Source organism: Xenorhabdus sp. KK7.4 (assembly GCF_963876465.1).
Lineage (GTDB): Bacteria > Pseudomonadota > Gammaproteobacteria > Enterobacterales > Enterobacteriaceae > Xenorhabdus > Xenorhabdus stockiae.
This window is the reverse complement of record NZ_CAWNQF010000046.1, coordinates 49,161-67,428: the sequence shown is the minus strand read 5'-3', so window position 1 is coordinate 67,428 and position 18,268 is coordinate 49,161. Positions and strand designations below refer to the sequence as shown.

The window sequence follows — 18,268 nt, the reverse complement described above, 5'->3', positions numbered from 1 at the left end:
GATGGGATAAGTTAAACAAAGAATATATTATTTCTAAATTCTGAAATCTATTGAATACATTTTTTAATACCTGCGCTGGATGGATATTTCCTGCAAATATCGGCTATTTGTTCTTATCTTTTTCACGTAATGATACCCACCATGATTTATTAATTATAAAAACACTAAATATACAAAATATTAGATATTCGGTGTTTATATCTCTGAGCGGCTATTCAGTCACGATCTATTCGAACAAAAGCTATTCAGTCAAAAATGTGTCTTTTCTTAGTGCCCCCGAATTCCGACCGAATAATTTGTCCTGATAGTTTTCCCTGAATAGCGGCAGATATATGTACAAGGGGATCACTCATGAAAGGATTAAGTAATAAGGTCGCTATTGTTACTGGTGGTGCAACCAAAATAGGGGCGGCCGTTGCCAGAGTATTGAGTGAATATGGTGTTAAGGTTGCTATTTTTGATATTGATCGTGAAGGCGGAAAAAAAGCCTGCGATGTCCGACCTGATGATATTCATTTCTGGCCTGTTGATATTACCGATGACAAACAGCTCTCTCAGGGGATACGCGAGGTTGCAGCTTACTATGGTCACCTTAATTGTCTCGTTAATCTTGCTGCAACTTATCTGGATGATGGTGCCGACTCCGGCCGCGAAATGTGGCTGACGGCACTGAATATTAATGTGGTCAGCGCCATCAAGGCTGCCCAGTTTGCACATCCTTATTTTATGGCAGCCGGAGGTGGAGCAATTGTTAACTTCACCAGCGTTTCATCCTCTGTTGCCCAGACAGGCCGCTGGCTATATCCCGCCTCAAAAGCCGCTTTATTACAAGCTACCCGCAGTATGGCAATGGACTATGCCGCTGATCGCATTCGTGTGAACTCCGTTTCACCGGGTTGGACCTGGTCACGGGTCATGGATGAGCTGACTCAGGGCAGTCGCCGGAAAACAGATGAAGTTGCCGCAGATTATCACTTACTTGGCCGTGCGGGCGATCCTGAAGAGATTGCTCAGGTCGTGTCCTTTCTTCTTTCTGATTTGTCGAGCTTTGTGACCGGGGCCGATTACTCCGTTGATGGTGGTTATTCAGTGATGGGACCTGAGCAGGCAAAACCTGCCATTTGCCGTCTGGCGGAATAGTCGCAAATCGTCGTTGTTACAAAACACGGTTGTTTCAAAACACCGTTGAAATGAAACATAAGGTAGGAGAAAAATACCATGCGTCGTATCGCTATTGTGGGAGGTGGTCAGGCCGGACTGCCTCTGGCCCTTGGTCTACTTGACAAGGGCTATCAGGTAACCGTAGTTACCAATCGCACTCCTGATGATGTCCGGAATGGCCGGGTGATGTCGAGTCAGTGTATGTTCGATTCTTCTTTACAGTTTGAGCGGAAGCTGGGGCTGAATAAATGGGAAGCACTATGTCCGCCAGTTGAAGGTATCGGCTTCGCTGTTCCGCATCCGGAAATGCCAAATACTAAAGTAATTGACTGGAGCGCCCGGCTCGATAAGTACGCACAGGCGGTTGATCAGCGTATTAAAATGCCTTTCTGGATGGAGTTGTTTGCTTCCCGTGGCGGTAATTTGGTGATTCTTGATGTAGGTGTTAATGAACTGGAACAACTGGCATCGACCCACGAGCTGGTTATTCTGGCGGGCGGGAAAGGGGAAGTTGTGAGATTGCTCGAGCGTGATGCAACCCGTTCCCCCTATGATAAGCCGCAGCGTGCACTGGCACTGACTTATGTGAATGGTATGCTGCCGGTGCCTGAATATTCTCGCGTTTCTTTCAACCTGATCCCCGGAGTGGGCGAGTATTTCGTTTTTCCTGGTCTGACTCTGAGTGGTCCCTGTGACATTATGGTCTTTGAAGGGATACCGGGAGGAGCAATGGATGGCTGGCAGGAAGCCCGAACACCGCAGGAGCATCTGGCTTATAGCAGGCACATCCTTAAAACCTTTTTGCCGTGGGAAGCAGCGCGTTGTGAAAAAGTAGAACTGACCGATGCGAACGGCATTCTGGCGGGACGTTTCGCACCGGTAGTGCGCAAACCGGTACTGACATTACCGTCTGGTCGTCAGGTCTTTGGACTGGGTGATGCGGTAGTGGCAAACGATCCGCTTACCGGACAAGGCTCCAACAATGCGACCAAAGCCTGTCAGGTCTATTACGAATCGATTCTTGCCCGTGGTGACAAACCTTTTACGGCAGAATGGATGAACGATACCTTTGAGCGATTCTGGGATTACAGCCAGTATGTAGTGGAGTGGACAAACAGTCTGCTCATCCCGCCCAAACCTCATATCCTGCATCTATTAGGCGCAGCACAGCAGCTACCGGCACTTGCCAGCACAATTGCCAATGCTTTCAACCATCCTCCCGTACTGTTTCCGTGGTGGCGGGATAGTGATGCCTGTGAAGCCTACATTAACTCACAGACACAGCATGCACAGGCGGCTAATTCTTAATTAAGAAAGCGATTGAACAAGCTACCTGAAAAGCAGGGTCTTAGTGTGGAGAATTTCAGTGTGGAAAAAGTCAACATAACCATGAATATCCAGAACAGCGAAGCCATGTTACCCGGTACTGAATGGGGAATAACCGAATTTGAGGCAAGGGCATTGCGTACCATTCTGGGGAGCTACCCAACCGGTGTTGCTATTGTGGCGACACGTACTGCTGACGGGCGCAATGTGGGCCTGACCATCAATTCATTTGCATCACTTTCACTGGAGCCACCGCTGATACTCTGGAGTCTGGTCAATCACTCTCCCAGTCTGGCTGTATTCCAGAACTGTGAATATTTTACGATCAGCATTCTTAGCTGTGACCATCAGGAACTGGCCCTGCGTTTTGCTAATCCGAGGGTTGAAAACAAGTTTCAGGATATTCCTGTGCAGGAAACGCCGGAAGGGATCCCAGCAATTTGTGGCGCAATAGCAACACTGGTTTGCTCGAATCATCAGCAAACCCATGTTGGTGATCATTTGTTGATGATTGGTCAGGTGAAACGTATTGCCAGCCTCGAAGGTAAGCCGTTGGTTTTTCACTGCGGTATGTTTACGGAATTGCATGATGTGGGAAGTAATATGGGAGAGGATGCATGAAAAGCCTGCTAAATATGTTCACTACAGCGCTGGATCAGGGGGGAGTGAAGGTGATTGATCTTACACAGACTTTATCGCCTGATTTCCCGGCTTTACAGTTACCTGAACAATATGGGCAAGTCTGGTCATTCAAAATGGAGCGTATTTCTTGTTACGACGAAAACGGGCCGGGCTGGTATTGGAATAATTTCAGTTGTGGAGAACATACAGGCACACACTTTGATGCTCCAGCGCACTGGGTGAGCGGCAAAGACTATTCAGATAATACCGTTGATAGCATTCCGTTACATAATTTTGTGGCACCCGCAGTCGTTGTGGATGCCAGCCAACAGGTGGCAAACAATCCGGATTGGTTGCTGACAATTGATTTCCTGCTTGAATGGGAAAATCGACACGGGCAAATCCCTGCTGGAGCATGGCTGTTGTTCCGTACTGACTGGTCAAAACGGGCGGACGATCCCAGCCGTTTCCTCAATATGCTTGGTGACGGAGCGCATACACCGGGGCCTGATCAGGAAACAGTAGAGTGGCTTATCCATAAACGTAATATCCGGGGATTTGGGGTGGAAACTATCAATACTGATGCCGGTCAGTCTTATTCATGGCCCGTGGCTTATCCTTGTCACACCCTGATGCACGGAGCAAATAAATACGGTTTGCAATGCCTGAAAAACCTCGATTTATTACCACCAGTCGGAACCGTTATTATTGCTGCTCCCCTTAAAATTGAAGGAGGTTCGGGAAGTCCTCTGCGAGTTCTGGCACTGGTTGAACAGCCTGATGGAACAACCCTATGAACAGTTCTAAACCACAAGTCATTATTATCGGCAGTGGAATAAACTCACTGGTATGTGCCGCGCTACTGTCCATCTGGGGAAAATCTGTACTGGTACTGGAACGGAATGCAGTGCTGGGGGGATGTATCCGCACAGAAGAACTTTTTCCCGGTTATATCCATGATGTGCTCTCCTGCTGGTATCCGCTATTTTTGAGTAGCCCGGCTTATCAGGTGCTGAAGCCGGAATTAGAAAAAGCGGGTGTAGAGTTCATACAAAGTGATTATTCCACTGGGCTGGTTCAGACGAATGGTCGGGGAATTGCGTTAAAGCGGGGCGTTTTACCTGCTGCATTGCAGCTTGATGAAATTGCCGGAAAAGACGGAGAAGCATTTCGCTACATGGTGCAGCAAATTCTTCATGATGATGCTGAATTGGTATTCAGTTTACTGGGGCAAAACCCTTATGGTTTCAGCGTACTCCGGTTACTGTTTAATGAATGGCGAAAACGCGGTATTGATGGTCTGGTGGAATTTGCCGGTCATTCACTGGAAACGTTCCGGCGCTGGTCTGAACGTGAATTGCAGTCCGATTTCATCCGTACCCTGATTGCGCCATGGGCCTTGCATACAGGTCTGGGGCCGGATGATGCCAGTTCTGCCCTGATTGGAAAACTCACTTTTGCTGCGGTGGTAGCGGGAGGAATGCCGGTAGTTAAAGGGGGAAGTATCAGCATTGTTGAAGCGTTGAAAATGATCATAGAGCAGTATGGGGGACAGCTTCTCACACATACCAATGTTGATCACATTATCACTCATCAGCGGGGGCGAAAGTACCGTGCTTCTGGTGTCATCGCCGGGGAAAGGGTTTATCACGCTACCGATGCGGTGGTCTGCAATGTCACTCCGCAACAGCTTTATGGCCACTTACTGGATAACGTTCCTCAGACAGTTCAACAATATGCGCAGGGATATCGCTATGGGCGTGGTGGAATGCAGGTTCACTTTGCCCTGAATTCTCCCCCGTCATGGAGCGATCCCAAATTATGTCATGTACCGCTTATTCACTTAGCAGAAAGTATGCAAGAAATTTGTCTGTCGGTAACACAGGCTAATAATGGTTATTTGCCGGAGCACCCAACATTAGCTATAGGTCAGCCGGTTGCGCTTGATCCGGGGCGGGCTCCTGAAGGTGGATGGATTTTATGGATCCAGATGCAGGAGTTGCCCACTCATCTGAAAGGGGATGCACTGGGAGAAATCCCCATTCCCGAAGATGGCAAATGGAATGATGCTGTTCGTGAAGCGTTCGCAGATCGCGTACAGGCTCGTCTGGAGAGAGTAATTCCGGGGTTTTCATCCACCATTGTTGGCCGCAGGGCATATTCTCCGGCAGATTTACAGACACTGAACTGTAATTTAGTGGGGGGAGATCCCTATTCAGGGATTTGCACACCTGACCAATTTTTCTGGCTGCGTCCCTTTGCGTCTTCAAAAAGGACGAAAGCACATCAGACTTTTATTTGTAATGTCTTTCATATTGGAGCATCAGCACATCCCGGACCCGGATTAGCAGGAACCTCCGGCTATCTGGTTGCTCGCAGGCTTGCGCGGCACTGATCACATTCATTCCTCATATACGATATTTGCTCACTTCCCACTCCGGAGGATCCGTCATGATAAAAATATACACGGCAATAAAAGCAAAACTGATAAACACAGGAATAAGAAAGTATCGGAGAGCGACTCAGCTTACCGTTTTATCACTACTCAGTATTTCCGTTATGAGTGCTGTAGTTGTAAGCCATTCTGTTATGGCAACAGAAGGTGGCGGTGTTGGTATCTATCCGGATGGATTAGATAATTACCTGTCAGGTGCTCTGCCTCCACCGGGTGTCCATGTACTGCTTTATGGTGGCAATATTCACTATAACAAACTCAGGGGAAATAACGGTTCCCGGCTTCCTGTTCCCGGTTTTAAAGTGAATGTGAATGTTCTTGCTCCCCGGTTAGTTCTGGTCACAGATCAACAAATTATGGGGGGACAACTGGCTTATCATACTATTGTACCTTTACTGAGTGTAACAGCAGAAGCAGGGGGGAAACGCAGCGACAGTAAAGGGATTGGGGATATCACTTTTGGCCCGGCTCTTGGGTATCATCCGGCTCCGGATTTAGGTTATGTTATCGGTCTTGATATCAGTGCACCAACAGGCAGCTATAATCGCCATGATCCTTCCAGTCCGGGGAAAAATCACTGGGCATTTCAGCCTGTCTGGGCGATAAGCTACTTTCCGGCTTACGGTTACAATACCGATTTAAAAGTGATGTATGACTTTAATCTGAAAAATAAAAAGACCAATACAACATCTGGTCGGGCTTTTCATATAGATTATGCACTGGGCTGGGGATTCGGTAATGGCTTGGTCGCTGGGGTTGGTGGTTATGCATTCCAGCAGGTCACAAATGACAGCGGGCCTAATTCAGCGCAGGGTAAAGCGAGCGCATTTGGTCTGGGTCCTTCCGTCCGTTACGCTAATGATAAAGGCTTGCTGGTGGCCCTGAAATGGCAAAAAGACCTGATCGTGACTAATCGCCCGGCAGGCTCGCAACTCTTTTTAAAAGTCGCCCTTCCATTTTAGAAATGATTTTTCCTGTTTCATCATTATCATCGCGTGCTCCAGTAAAGGAAGCTACCGGCTGACGATGAAGTCAGCCGGTAATTATGCCTATCTCTGTGTTCACTAAAATGGGGCTACATTATAGGTTATTTGTTGAACCAGTAATTGGGGCGCTGATGATAGAACCGTATATCTGGATAGCCGTGAAATCTAATCCTCCGGCATTAACGTTGTCCAATATGCATGACCAAGGCGTAGGGATGTGCAATCCTGAAGAGTTTGCGGTCACTTTAACCAGACACCGAGGCCCTTGTTTAGTGGTAACTTTGACGGTAGCACCCGGAGTTGCTGTTCCAGAGAGGGTTATCTTATCGTTCCGGTCGCTTGAGTCTTTTTGTTTATGCACTAATAGAGGAGCCGCAGTTTTGACGCTGAAAGATGTTTTTGCGGGATCCTGCACTTCCTCTCCGTGGGGGCGATATTGTGTAGCAGTGACGTCCCAGGTAGTTCCTACCTCGGGAATGGGATAGTTGCATCCCCAGGTACTCGTGTCAGAAATGGGGTGCATATCAGGTTGATCGGAAGCTGAGTTTTCTCTGCAGTTGTGAGATTTTAGTATCGTCTTAGAATCTCCGTCCTTCTGTACAAGAAGGTGTACAGTATCGCGAGGTGTTCCCAGTCCATGGATCTGCAAGAACTCACCCCAGTCAGGCACAACTCCATCCACCCCAATCGGATCAATCGAAACCTTAAGCTCTCCGACAGTCAGGTGATAATATCCTGTATTTGTATTGACTTGACTGCCATACCCATTGAAAGTTTGTGTGACGTCCCACTGATAGGTGCCATCAATCAGCGCGGGAAATTGCTTTTTGCAATACCAACCGCCCGATTCATCGGCAGTTGCCGAGCAGCTAAAGGGGGATGCTCCTGCCGGAGTTCCTCCCTCGCGAGGTGTCACCTCGATTTTCGCACCGGGAGTCGCCCGGCCTCTAATCTCATAGGGGCCAAGGGTTTTGAAGATAATTTCGTTATCTCTGGGGGAATGCACCTTTAGCTCCGCAAGGATAGTGTATGGTGTTGAAGAGTGCGAAGAGATACCATCATTCTGAACGGCAACAATCTGAGTTATGCCGTACGGAAGGGAACTCGAAGTGCAAGACCAATTACCATTATATCCCCCCTGCTCTTGACTGACGGATATGTTCTCGCAGCCGGGGAGTGGATTTCCATGAGGAGATCCTTGATGTAAAGTAATGGTATTTCTGATGTCGCCAATACCGCTGAATTTTGCCTCGTCTTCATACATATAAGTCGCGTTTTCACCTTGCTGGTTGATATGTGCGAAGTTGAAGTAGAGCCAAATTTTACCTCCATCGTTATTCGGTGCCTTTTGCCAAACATTCAAACAACTATACTCAGATTCGGGGAATCCCTCCATTTCGGTGCAATTCGCTCCCGTTACCGGTATACCTAAGGATGAATTAGGGCTTGTTATCTTTGTGCGCCATTCTGCGCCAGAATAGTAATATACATGATCCCAGCGCAGACTGAAGCGACCGGATCCGGTAGGCGCCGGTAAGCCCTCGATCGTTACCTCCCAATCGATATACTTTTCTCTCAACCAACAACCACCAAAAAGTGCGTTCGAGTCCTCGAATGTGAAGGTATTTGTCCCGTTGGGCAGAACCGTCTGCTCTCCGCCTGTACTATACATACACGTGGAATTGCTAGGGTGGAGAGTAATAGTCTTATCGGAAAAGTTTGTCATAAACATCGTCCACGTTCCGGCTGCATGTGCAGGCGCAGCATTCAACCCGAAGCCCAGAACTATGGCCATCAACCCGCCTGCCAGAATTCGCAGTAGTGTCGACATGTTGTCTCGTATTGCGGAGTTTTTTACTCCTATTGTCCGATTTTTATTCATTGTTTTACTCCTTCGTTTTCATAGCTCAGTTGACAGATGCGCCGATACTGACGAAGACGGGAAGCGAATAGGTTTCGTGCTCACTTTTGTCGGCGAATGTGGTCTTGATATGAGCGATATACCAGCCTGAATCGTCTTCAGTCGGATAGGTTTTTTCCTGCCCGAAGACCAGAGTGGCAATGTACTTATGTTCTTTCTCTTTTCCGTATGATTGAAGCGGTAATGAGAATAAGCGGTCGCTAATGTTCGGAGTGTATTTTTGAGTTGCCGGGTCTAATTTTTCCCACATTACTTGTGCATTGGTCGGGGCCGGATAAGCGGTAAATAACACCTCGATTTCCGCATCCCCGGCACTGTTGGTATACCCCACCGCTTCTCCATAGGAGACTGGCGTCTGATCCAGCAATAATGGTATTACCTGATTGCTGATGACCACATGTACTGGCTGACTTATGCTTTCACCCAGGTTATTGGTTGCCCGCAGGCGGTACCATCCTGAGTTGTTTTCGGTTGCTGGATCATCCTTTGTTCCGAACACCATCTGCACACTGTTTTGCCCTGACATTCCTACCCACCGGCCACCGGGTATAAACTTCCCGTCCGCGCTATCCGCCCACTCCCATTGTAGTGATCCCTCTTTCGTATCGGGATCCACAGAGTTGAACAAAGCTGTTACAGACCCAGAACCGATTGTCCCTTCGGTGATATAGAGTGTTTCCTCTGGCTCTGGGAACTGGCATGTCAGTATCGGTTTATTGATCTGCACACCGCGTGTGTCTGCGTCTGCTGCAAACGGATTGCCGTGTTCATCGGCACCCACGACAGCAGTGACGTTGGGTAATGTATACAGTGGTAGCACGACGACTCGCCACGGGCCTATATCCGTGGCACTGGTCACCTGAAACACCACTTCGCGTTTGTCCGTATCCGGTAAGTGTGACCACGATGACCACGCACCGCTCGCTGTTTTTCCCTGAAAGAACACGCGATATCCTGCTGCTGGTATGCCTGATGCTGCCAGTGCTTCATCCCAGGATGCGTGAACAGAGTTTTTTCCTGCGTTGTTGGCAGCAATCACTCTCAGGTTAGTGGGCATTGTGTACTTATCTGTAGTCGAACCTACAAGGCTTTTCGGTAAATTGGCTTCAGGAAAGTGAGCTTTACCCACCAATTGTGGGGGATCTCCAATCAACGGCAATACCGTTGCCCGCCACAACGCATTCTGTTCTACCTCTAGCTCTATTTTCTTTGTCTTAGGATCAAGTATGTCCTTGTGCTTGGCATCCGACCATGATGCCCCGTCCTTTACCTTCTGCCAAAAAACACGCCAACCAGATAAATCAGCATCTGATATCGCACTATTGGCTACGCCAGATCCTCCAGACCCTCCCGGTCCTTGCCAACGAGCAATGCTCCATCCAAGAGTAAAGCGGAAAAAGCTGCTTATTATTATTGGCTGCCCTAACGAGATTGATTCCAGCCTAAGGCTCTCAATAAAAGAGAGGTTATCTTCTAAAGGAACAAAAGTCGTATGGCTTGGAGGGGACACACCTAGTGGTTCTCCTCCAGTGATGAGTCCAATAACTACAAGACCGTGCTGCGGATCATTGAACATGATAGGCCCGCCAGAGTCGCCCTGAGCCGATGACCCCCATCTGGGTTCGAAGGCGGCCAGTACTTCACGCCCCCCATGATATTCATCAGGCTGGACTCTTTCCGTAGTAGCGAGAAACGAGTGAAAGGTGTCTGGTACAAGCAAAGGGTTATCTCTGCTTAGACCAGCAAAGCCAAATCCCGTGACCTGCTGTGGCTCAAGGTTTCCCTCGGTGATAGGTAGCTGATAAAACAGACCCAACGGCGCATACGACCTTAATACAAGGGGATCTTCTAAGTGAAGAGCCATGAAGTCTCCAAGGCTACCTCTGTTTCTAATTTCATCGACATACAAACCGGGTTCGTAATCAGGGTGCCACCAGCTTGGCTCTGTAAGAGGTCTTCCATGACGTCGGAGCTGATATACGTAAAAGAATTGCTCTTCATCATTATCGATGTCGTGTGGATTTAGATGACCAACTGTTAATACCCAGTGAGGGCTGACGACTATACCGCTTCCTACTACACGACGCCTGATTGGCGAACCTATTGGCGTATAAGTAACGATTATTCGAACTATCCAGGGAAATAATTGAGGGTTTATAGGAGCGTGGCTCATAATAACCTCATGATTATTCATGATAATAAGCCTCCCGTATTCTTGAAATAAAAAAGGTAAGAATAAATATTCGGAGCTGGCAAGAGAGTGTTTTGTCTGCGACGAGCGGCTGGTATCCCTTAGAAATACAACCAGGAACATAAGTTCCAGCATGGCAACTCATCTGACGAGTTTGTTCAGGCTGCATGATTAGTCTTGCAGCGTGAATTTTGCCCTTTACACGGGCATTCAGATAGTAAGTAGGGTGCATTTTGATGTTCTCCGATCAAATAGGTTGGTCAGAGCTGGCTTATCAAAGATAAGTCCATCAAAATTTATATTAAATAAGACGTTCATATCGCCCCCTTTTTTGATGAAAATATTTAAAATAAGAATTCTTATTACTTCATCACTAATAGAGAACTGAAATGACAATGAATAATAGCAAATAGGCTATTTTCCTATTTCCGTTAGTATAAAGAAGTCCCACGAACAAACGTAGCTCAAAAAACAATCGATAATTAAAGTTATTTAAGTGTCTCACCACGACTTTTAAGCTGTACCCAGTTATTGGTTCAGCTACACCCACCTCAACATGCCTAAAATCTTCGATCCTTCTCACAGATTTGCATAATTTTCCTGCCGGAAATGCCTGAAAGTTACACGTATGTATCTAATGGCCCACATGTTTTTACATTTTTTATACATATTTGACTGCGGCATAACCATTAAATATATTAATTCATAGGTTATATTTTATACATTAACCCTATCAGGAGATAAGCATGTCGATAGCCACTCTCAGGCATTTTATTAATGGACAGTATATTGAATCTAAAGGCTCTGAATATTTTGATTTGATCAGCCCGGTCACGGGTGAATCTTATGCACGTTCTCCTAATGCGAATGCTGAAGATGTTAATAATGCTTATGCATCTGCTAAAGCGGCATTTAAAGTATGGGGCCGGAGTACCCCTTCTGAGCGCCAGAAAGCACTGTTAGCACTGGCTGACTCGGTAGAAAAAAACGCTGAACGTCTGGTTGAGGTGCAAAGCCGCAATACCGGGCAGCTCAAACATTTGATTGCCTCTGAGGAAGTGGCAACTTCGGCTGATCATATCCGTTTTTTCGCTGGTGCAGCCCGCTTTTTGGAAGGTAAGGCAACAGCGGAATATCTTTCCGGTATGACCAGTAGTATCCGACGCGAGCCGCTGGGTGTAGTGGGGCAGGTTACTCCATGGAATTACCCATTAATGATGGCAGCATGGAAGATTGCACCTGCTCTGGCCGCTGGCAATACTATTGTACTTAAGCCGAGTGATACTACGCCGGAGAGCACTTTATTGCTGGCTGAACTGGCTGCCCCGTTCTTTCCTGCCGGTACGTTCAACGTAGTACTGGGTAATGCCAGCGCAGGCGCTCTGGTTGTTTCACACAAAACCCCGGCTATGGTTTCCATCACTGGCTCTGTGCGGGCTGGTTTGCAGGTCGCTTCTTCGGCAGCAGCCAATCTCACCAGATCACATCTGGAATTAGGCGGTAAAGCACCGGTAATTGTTTTTGCCGATGCGGATATGGACAAAGTGGTGGAAACCATTGCTATTGCGGGGTACTTCAACGCCGGTCAGGACTGCACAGCCGCTTCGCGTGTGCTGGTGCATGAATCTGTTTACGATACCTTCGTGACGAAATTAGTCGCGGCAGCTAAAGCAACGCGATTTGGCGATCCTCAAGATGAAGACGCGCTATACGGGCCACTTAACAATATTCGCCAGCTGGAACAGGTTAAGGGATTTATTGCGCGTCGGCCTGCTTATGCCCGTATCGAAACAGGGGGGCGTCAGGCTGAACGTCCGGGGTATTACTTTGAACCTACGGTAATCACCGGTCTGGAGCAGCACGATGAAATGATTCAGACCGAAATTTTTGGTCCGGTTATCACGGTACAGAAATTCAAAACAGAAGAAGAAGCGATTGAGAAAGCCAACGACGTGAAATACGGGTTAGCCTCCAGTGTCTGGACCCGTGACCATGCTCGAACATTGCGCTTGTCCCGTGAGCTTGATTTTGGCACGGTCTGGATCAACGCCCATATTCCTCTTGCGGCAGAAGCCCCACACGGCGGTTTTAAACACTCCGGATACGGTAAAGATCTGTCGGCTTATAGTTTCGATGAATATACGCGTATCAAACACGTGATGAGTTCTAACGACTAATGCGGGAGTATCCATAATGAATCAGGCTATCAATCAGGTTATAGCTTCACGGGATTTAGTAGCACGTGCTCACCGTGAACTGTTTACTGAACGTGATGTAGGAGTCCTTGAACGTTATTTTTCGCCGAATTTCATCGAACATTCCCCGCTGGTCAGAGATGGGCTTGCCGGCCTGCGTGAACTGGTTCAGACACATCCTGAGCTTCACCACGAAGCCTACCGCGTATTACAGGATGGTGATCTGGTTGCTATCCACGGCCGTTTTACGGGATTAGATACTCAGCCGTTGGTTGGCTTCGATTTGTATCGGGTTGTTGATGGTTTAATCGTGGAACACTGGGACGGTTTAGTGCCACAGGCCGCACCTAATGCCAGCGGTCGGACTCAGTTAGATGGCCCGACTGAAGCGGGCAGCAACCATGACAGGGAAGAAAATCGTAAGCTGGTGGTGAATTTCTTCAGACGTGCTCTGATCGAAGAAGACTATGGTGAATTTATCACCTACACCAATGGTGAGGCGTTCCGTCAGCATAGCCCGGATATATCTGATGGTGCGGCAGCGGTTATTGCATTTCTTCAGCAACTGAAAGATGAAGGAAAAGGGCTGCATTATACAAAAATCCACCGCACCGTTGCTGACGGCCAGTTTGTTCTGACTCATTCGGAAGGAAGTATCGCCGGAGAACGTCATAGCTACTTTGAATTGTGGCGCGTTGAGAATGGTAAAGTCGCTGAACTTTGGGATGCTATCACTCCGGTACCGGAGGATGAGCAAGCATTACATCGTTACGGCATTTTTTAGCGTTACTCTCAGCCTTGCTTACTGAACGTTGAGAGGAAGGAGCCTCTCAATAATTCTCAGGAGCATAGAAACCGTATGTTTATAAAAACGGTGACTGGGATGAGCGGGAGCAGACAACAAAGAGGCAACTTGAAAGACGAAGTGTATATATCCTGCTTGAGCAGACTACCCGAACCGAACCTCTGCTACACAAGCGGAGACTCACAATTCAGGCCAGATGAGTGCCTTTAATAGTGATTTCGTAACGTAAAGAAATTGTTTTAAATGAAATTATTGCCATTTGATGTACAATATTGACCGCGTTGTACAAGGGATAGAGTCTTACCTGTTACCGGCTGGCACAGAAGATGATTACCCGGATTACCGATTATCTGACTGAATATAAAGAACATATGGATACTGAAATATCATTCGGGCAGAAATCTAATCTCGCGTAATAAAGGTATCCGCCCGACGCGGGAACAGCATAGTAAATCGCAAAAATATAAACACACATGGAGGTCAGGTGGAACCAGAAGATTTATAAGAGAGGAGAATAATGCATTGGTATTTAAACGTATTAAAGAATTATGCCTGCTTCAGGGGAAGAGCACAGCGTAAGGATTTTTGGTATTTCATTTTGTTTCAGATTCTGGCAGTTCTTATCATTTCTTATCTGGAAAGATTATTTGCTGTTGCTAATCCCGAAATCTATATGGGCTGGTTCAGCGCCATTTATCTACTACTCACATTTTTACCAGCGCTGGCAGTAGGTGCACGTCGATTGCACGATATCAACTGTAGTGCCTGGTGGCTACTTTTACATCTTATCCCGTTTGTTGGCACTGTTATTTTATTGATTCTCGCCACTCTGAAAGGATCGGCGGGTAGCAATAAATACGGCTCAGAGAGCTGGATTCACTCACAAGAAAATACCCCGGATCAGGTTAACGGGTGATTTCAGGTCATACAGGAGCGCTAAAATGACAATGAACAGAAGAGATTTTATTTCTAATGCAGCAACGCTTGCAGGTGCGGGCGTACTTTCATCCCTATTTCCCACAACATCCCTACTTGCCGGAGAATTAACCAAGGTTGATACTCTGGCCGCCGGTATTGAACAACTCCGGCCAAAGCTATTACAGGATGCACAGGCCAGACCCAGTCGTCTGGGGCTGGATCCCCGCATCTGGAACTGGCATAGAGACATAGCTGCTATCGACATGCCAGCTAACTACTATGAGGCTTCTCTGGCTGACTGGCCGGCCTTTGGCAGTCTTCCCGGTGATCAAAGCTGTGAGGTTGTTGTTATTGGTGGCGGATTGCTGGGTGCTTCCACGGCGTTACATCTGGCTGAAGCGGGTGTGGATGTCATTCTGGTTGAAAAAGATAATATTGGTTCAGGCGCTTCCGGACGTAACGGGGGGCAGATGACTCCCGGCATTGCCCGCTGGTCAGCTGAAACTATACTGGAAAAATTTTCACCTGAAGAAGCTAGACGTTTATGGCAATTTACATCGGTTGAAGCAATGGATCTCGTGGATGAACTTCGTTCACGTTACGGTTTTGAATGTGACCGTAAATATGGCCATATTACGGCGGCGATCCATCCGGGTCATATGGGGCCATTAGTGGCTAATGCCGATGCACGTCGTCGATTGGGCGATAAAATGGTGAAGGTTATTGGCCCATTCGAACTACAAGAAGAGTATGTGCGCTCGGATATTTATCATGGTGCCAATATCGACAGTATCAGCGGACAGGTTCAGCCCCTCGCGTTATTACGGGGCTTGGCATATGGTTTTGCCGGGCTTGGGGGACGAATATATGACAATACTAAAGTGACCGGTATCAGGCAGGAAGAGCGCGGAGCGGTTATTGAAACCAGTCAGGGAACTATCAGGGCGAGTAAAGCCGTGGTACTTGGGGTACATGCCTCTACGGGGGAATTTATCTCAGGCTCTTCCACTACAGTGCCTTTTTTCACCTATGTGGCGGTTACTTCACCGTTGCCGATGCCCATCAAAGAATTACTCCCATCAGATCTGCCCGTTTACGATACACAGTTACAGATAGATTATTATCGTTCGGTACGCAACAACCGCCTGCTGTTTGGCGGGCAGGGCACGGGTAACTCCTGGTCATCCCGTGATGTAAACAACTATTTGCTTGATCGTATCAGAACTGTATTTCCGCAGCTGGAGAAACCAGAACTGGAATATTCCTGGGGCGGGATTAGTGACCTGACCCTGAATGGTGCAGCTGATGCCCGTAAAAGTGATGATAACACCCCTGTATATATGGTACATGGCTGGAGTGGTCATGGTGTAGCGCAGACGGTACGCATTGGTAAAGCAATCAGTGACGATTTCACCGGACGTAATCGGGATTTTAACATGCTGACCAGCATTGACCACACGAGCATTCCATTGGGCTCCTATTTCTCTCCGGTGGTTATTCCGTTGATTAAGGGTGCTCTGGGAGTAATGAGTACATTTAATCCGGCAGATATGGTTTCATTTTAGATATTCAAGAATAGAAACTGAAGATTAGAGACTGTTAACGTTTTACGTTTATAATTTATTTAACTCATCCTGATCTTACAACTACAATCTGATAATAATAAACGCCAGTAAGTAATACACTGGCGTCATTGAGTTTCAATCTTATTAAGATTATTCATTTTTTTAAAAATTACTGTCTATTATTACACCAATAACATTATCTGTTAAATTGGGAAAATCCATCGGTATGATTCCAACACCAAGTCCAGATACGTTGACGCCTTCCTGTAACATCGTAATAAAAGAACCATTCATATTATAAGACATCTTTTTTATTGTCCAATGAGGAGGATTCCCTTGAATACTTAAAAAATTAATAAAAAAATCTTTACCGCCACTGGAGTGATTCTTGATAGTTAAACTGAAGTGCTCACAGATAGCTTCCCATTTTTCAAATGCATCATCTGCATCATAATCATCTTGTATTTTAAATACATTCCAAGGAATCCCCGGTAATCCTGAGACATTTGAGATAATAACTATCTTTCCTCTGACCTGTCCCAAGGATGGAATATCTGAATCCAGATACATGTATGGATAGAATTTTCCATAATGATCATTAAAAATAGCAATAAAATCTTTATCGCTGACTGTAGAGTATTCCTGTTTCACCCGCATGAAAATAGTTTCTGAAGGGTGTGATGATAAGAAATTAATACATTCAATTAAAACGTCACCAAAATTTATTTTCTGATAAACCATTTCATGATGAATTGTAAATACACCATCAATAGCTCTGCATCTTATATCCAGAAATCTTATTCCTTCCTGTAGTTGTTGTTCCACAGATTGATTCTGGCAAATAATTATTCCTAATACATCTCCTTCTGGTGAATAAGTTGCACATGATTCGTGAGTTCCTGGAATGGATAATAAAGCAGTGGACTTTTTGTCATCGATGTTTTTCATCCATGTCGTCGGTTCCCATGTGATTTTTTTATTATCTGTGTAATCAAAATTTACTGTTTTTTTATTTTTTTTCATAAAAACCTCTATATAATTATGATGATAAAAATAAAATTACATCATTGATGAAGTCAGATGTTTTTACAGAGTGACTTTAACTGTTTTTATTTAATTAATAGGGCGTTATAGATATATCTGTGTTAATTTTGTGTTTTTTTATTTCCCATTAACTTATCAGGTGGAAGAGTTTAGCTTTGTTCCTTTTATTATAGCAAAAAACACGAATTATAAATAAAAATCACTATAATTTATCGTTAATATAAAAATGGTTACATGTAAATTATAGTGTTATTTTATTATTATTTCTCATTAATTTTTAGCATGGTTATGATAACAAAGTGATATTTGTTGAAGGTGATTTAAAAGGTTTCATATTAATAAACATTAATCTTTATATTACAAATAATATGATCAAGTACTCAACAACAACCGAATAAAGTCGATGGTTGTTGAGTTTGTTATTGCCAATTGTCACACTTGCCGTCACGAGGAAACCTATTGGTATATACCCGCTATTTTTCAGGAGAACTTATCATGACTTTATTAAAAATAGATCATGTTCAGCTCGCAATGCCTAAAGGAGAAGAAGATACAGCGCGTAAATTTTATATCGATATTCTCGGGTTAACTGAGATACAAAAACCAGAAAACCTTGCTAAACGCGGTGGTTGTTGGTTTATCAGTGGTGAGGTCCAAGTTCATTTAGGGGTACAGGAAGATTTTTATCCCGGAACTAAAGCACACCCTGCTTTTCTGGTTGATAACCTGAATCAGCTACGAAAATTGTGTACTGATGCCGGGTACACATGTCAGGATGATGTACCCATTGAAGGGTTTAATCGCTTTCATGTTTATGACCCGTTTGGTAACAGAATCGAGCTAATTAGTCATCTCTAGCTATTAATAGCGAAGTAAGGGAAGATTATTATTATTGATTTAAATTTGTTTTTGGTAGTCAGTGATAATCAGAATCATTCATTTTGTATCACACAAAATATGTATATGTTGGTGTACATAAATTACATTAGAAGCTATGTTATTTTTTGAGGAAAATAATATAGCAATTACTGACTCATAGCTGAAAGATCGATGAGGGATATTAACAGCTACTGGCATGTA

General features: G+C 45.7%; 14 protein-coding genes. 11 read left to right on the top strand and 3 right to left on the bottom strand.

Going from position 1 to position 18,268, the window contains the following annotated elements; all coding sequences use genetic code 11:
- Positions 1 to 351: 351 nt before the first annotated feature.
- The 6 genes from AACS90_RS05255 (at position 352) to AACS90_RS05230 (ending at position 6,525) form a co-directional block, all read left to right on the top strand.
- Positions 352 to 1,140, top strand: coding sequence for an SDR family oxidoreductase (locus AACS90_RS05255; RefSeq protein WP_099121988.1), 789 nt, complete (start codon positions 352 to 354; stop codon positions 1,138 to 1,140).
- A gap of 78 nt (positions 1,141 to 1,218) precedes the next feature.
- On the top strand, positions 1,219 to 2,469 hold the full coding sequence (locus tag AACS90_RS05250) for a styrene monooxygenase/indole monooxygenase family protein (protein WP_099121987.1): 1,251 nt from the start codon (positions 1,219 to 1,221) through the stop codon (positions 2,467 to 2,469).
- Between the two features lie 60 nt (positions 2,470 to 2,529).
- Complete coding sequence (locus AACS90_RS05245) at positions 2,530 to 3,108, top strand: flavin reductase family protein (protein WP_241538238.1); 579 nt, start codon at positions 2,530 to 2,532, stop codon at positions 3,106 to 3,108.
- Positions 3,105 to 3,905 carry a cyclase family protein gene (locus tag AACS90_RS05240; RefSeq protein WP_099121986.1) on the top strand — a complete coding sequence of 267 codons (801 nt, stop codon included), beginning with the start codon at positions 3,105 to 3,107 and terminating at the stop codon, positions 3,903 to 3,905. Before AACS90_RS05245 ends, AACS90_RS05240 begins: the two co-directional genes overlap by 4 nt.
- Positions 3,902 to 5,503 carry a phytoene desaturase family protein gene (locus AACS90_RS05235; protein ID WP_099121985.1) on the top strand — a complete coding sequence of 534 codons (1,602 nt, stop codon included), beginning with the start codon at positions 3,902 to 3,904 and terminating at the stop codon, positions 5,501 to 5,503. The genes AACS90_RS05240 and AACS90_RS05235 overlap by 4 nt, the downstream gene beginning before the upstream one ends.
- A gap of 56 nt (positions 5,504 to 5,559) precedes the next feature.
- Positions 5,560 to 6,525, top strand: a complete 966-nt coding sequence (locus tag AACS90_RS05230; protein ID WP_241538237.1) for a SphA family protein — start codon at positions 5,560 to 5,562, stop codon at positions 6,523 to 6,525.
- Positions 6,526 to 6,643: 118 nt separating this feature from the next.
- Here the strand turns inward: AACS90_RS05230 and AACS90_RS05225 are convergent, their stop codons facing one another.
- Together AACS90_RS05225 and AACS90_RS05220 are read right to left on the bottom strand one after the other, a co-directional pair.
- The gene (locus AACS90_RS05225) at positions 6,644 to 8,431 is read right to left on the bottom strand and encodes a hypothetical protein (RefSeq protein WP_099121984.1); all 1,788 of its coding nucleotides are present in this window, start codon (positions 8,429 to 8,431) and stop codon (positions 6,644 to 6,646) included.
- A 25-nt stretch (positions 8,432 to 8,456) separates the two neighbouring features.
- The gene (locus tag AACS90_RS05220; protein WP_193757189.1) at positions 8,457 to 10,643 is read right to left on the bottom strand and encodes a trypsin-like serine protease; all 2,187 of its coding nucleotides are present in this window, start codon (positions 10,641 to 10,643) and stop codon (positions 8,457 to 8,459) included.
- Positions 10,644 to 11,413: 770 nt separating this feature from the next.
- On the opposite strand from AACS90_RS05220, the gene AACS90_RS05215 reads away from it, so the two are divergent.
- The 4 genes from AACS90_RS05215 (at position 11,414) to AACS90_RS05200 (ending at position 16,144) form a co-directional block, all read left to right on the top strand.
- Entirely contained in the window at positions 11,414 to 12,838 is a 1,425-nt protein-coding gene (locus tag AACS90_RS05215) for a gamma-aminobutyraldehyde dehydrogenase (protein ID WP_206601842.1), read from the top strand.
- 16 nt (positions 12,839 to 12,854) lie between these two features.
- Positions 12,855 to 13,640 carry a nuclear transport factor 2 family protein gene (locus AACS90_RS05210; protein WP_193757188.1) on the top strand — a complete coding sequence of 262 codons (786 nt, stop codon included), beginning with the start codon at positions 12,855 to 12,857 and terminating at the stop codon, positions 13,638 to 13,640.
- Between the two features lie 538 nt (positions 13,641 to 14,178).
- Positions 14,179 to 14,577, top strand: a complete 399-nt coding sequence (locus AACS90_RS05205) for a DUF805 domain-containing protein (RefSeq protein WP_099121981.1) — start codon at positions 14,179 to 14,181, stop codon at positions 14,575 to 14,577.
- 25 nt (positions 14,578 to 14,602) lie between these two features.
- On the top strand, positions 14,603 to 16,144 hold the full coding sequence (locus tag AACS90_RS05200) for an NAD(P)/FAD-dependent oxidoreductase (protein ID WP_099121980.1): 1,542 nt from the start codon (positions 14,603 to 14,605) through the stop codon (positions 16,142 to 16,144).
- A 162-nt stretch (positions 16,145 to 16,306) separates the two neighbouring features.
- Here AACS90_RS05200 and AACS90_RS05195 read toward each other — a convergent pair whose 3' ends face one another.
- Entirely contained in the window at positions 16,307 to 17,167 is an 861-nt protein-coding gene (locus tag AACS90_RS05195) for a phosphatidylinositol-specific phospholipase C (RefSeq protein ID WP_099121979.1), read from the bottom strand.
- Positions 17,168 to 17,683: 516 nt separating this feature from the next.
- On the opposite strand from AACS90_RS05195, the gene AACS90_RS05190 reads away from it, so the two are divergent.
- On the top strand, positions 17,684 to 18,046 hold the full coding sequence (locus AACS90_RS05190; protein ID WP_099121978.1) for a VOC family protein: 363 nt from the start codon (positions 17,684 to 17,686) through the stop codon (positions 18,044 to 18,046).
- The last annotated feature ends 222 nt before the right edge of the window (positions 18,047 to 18,268 follow it).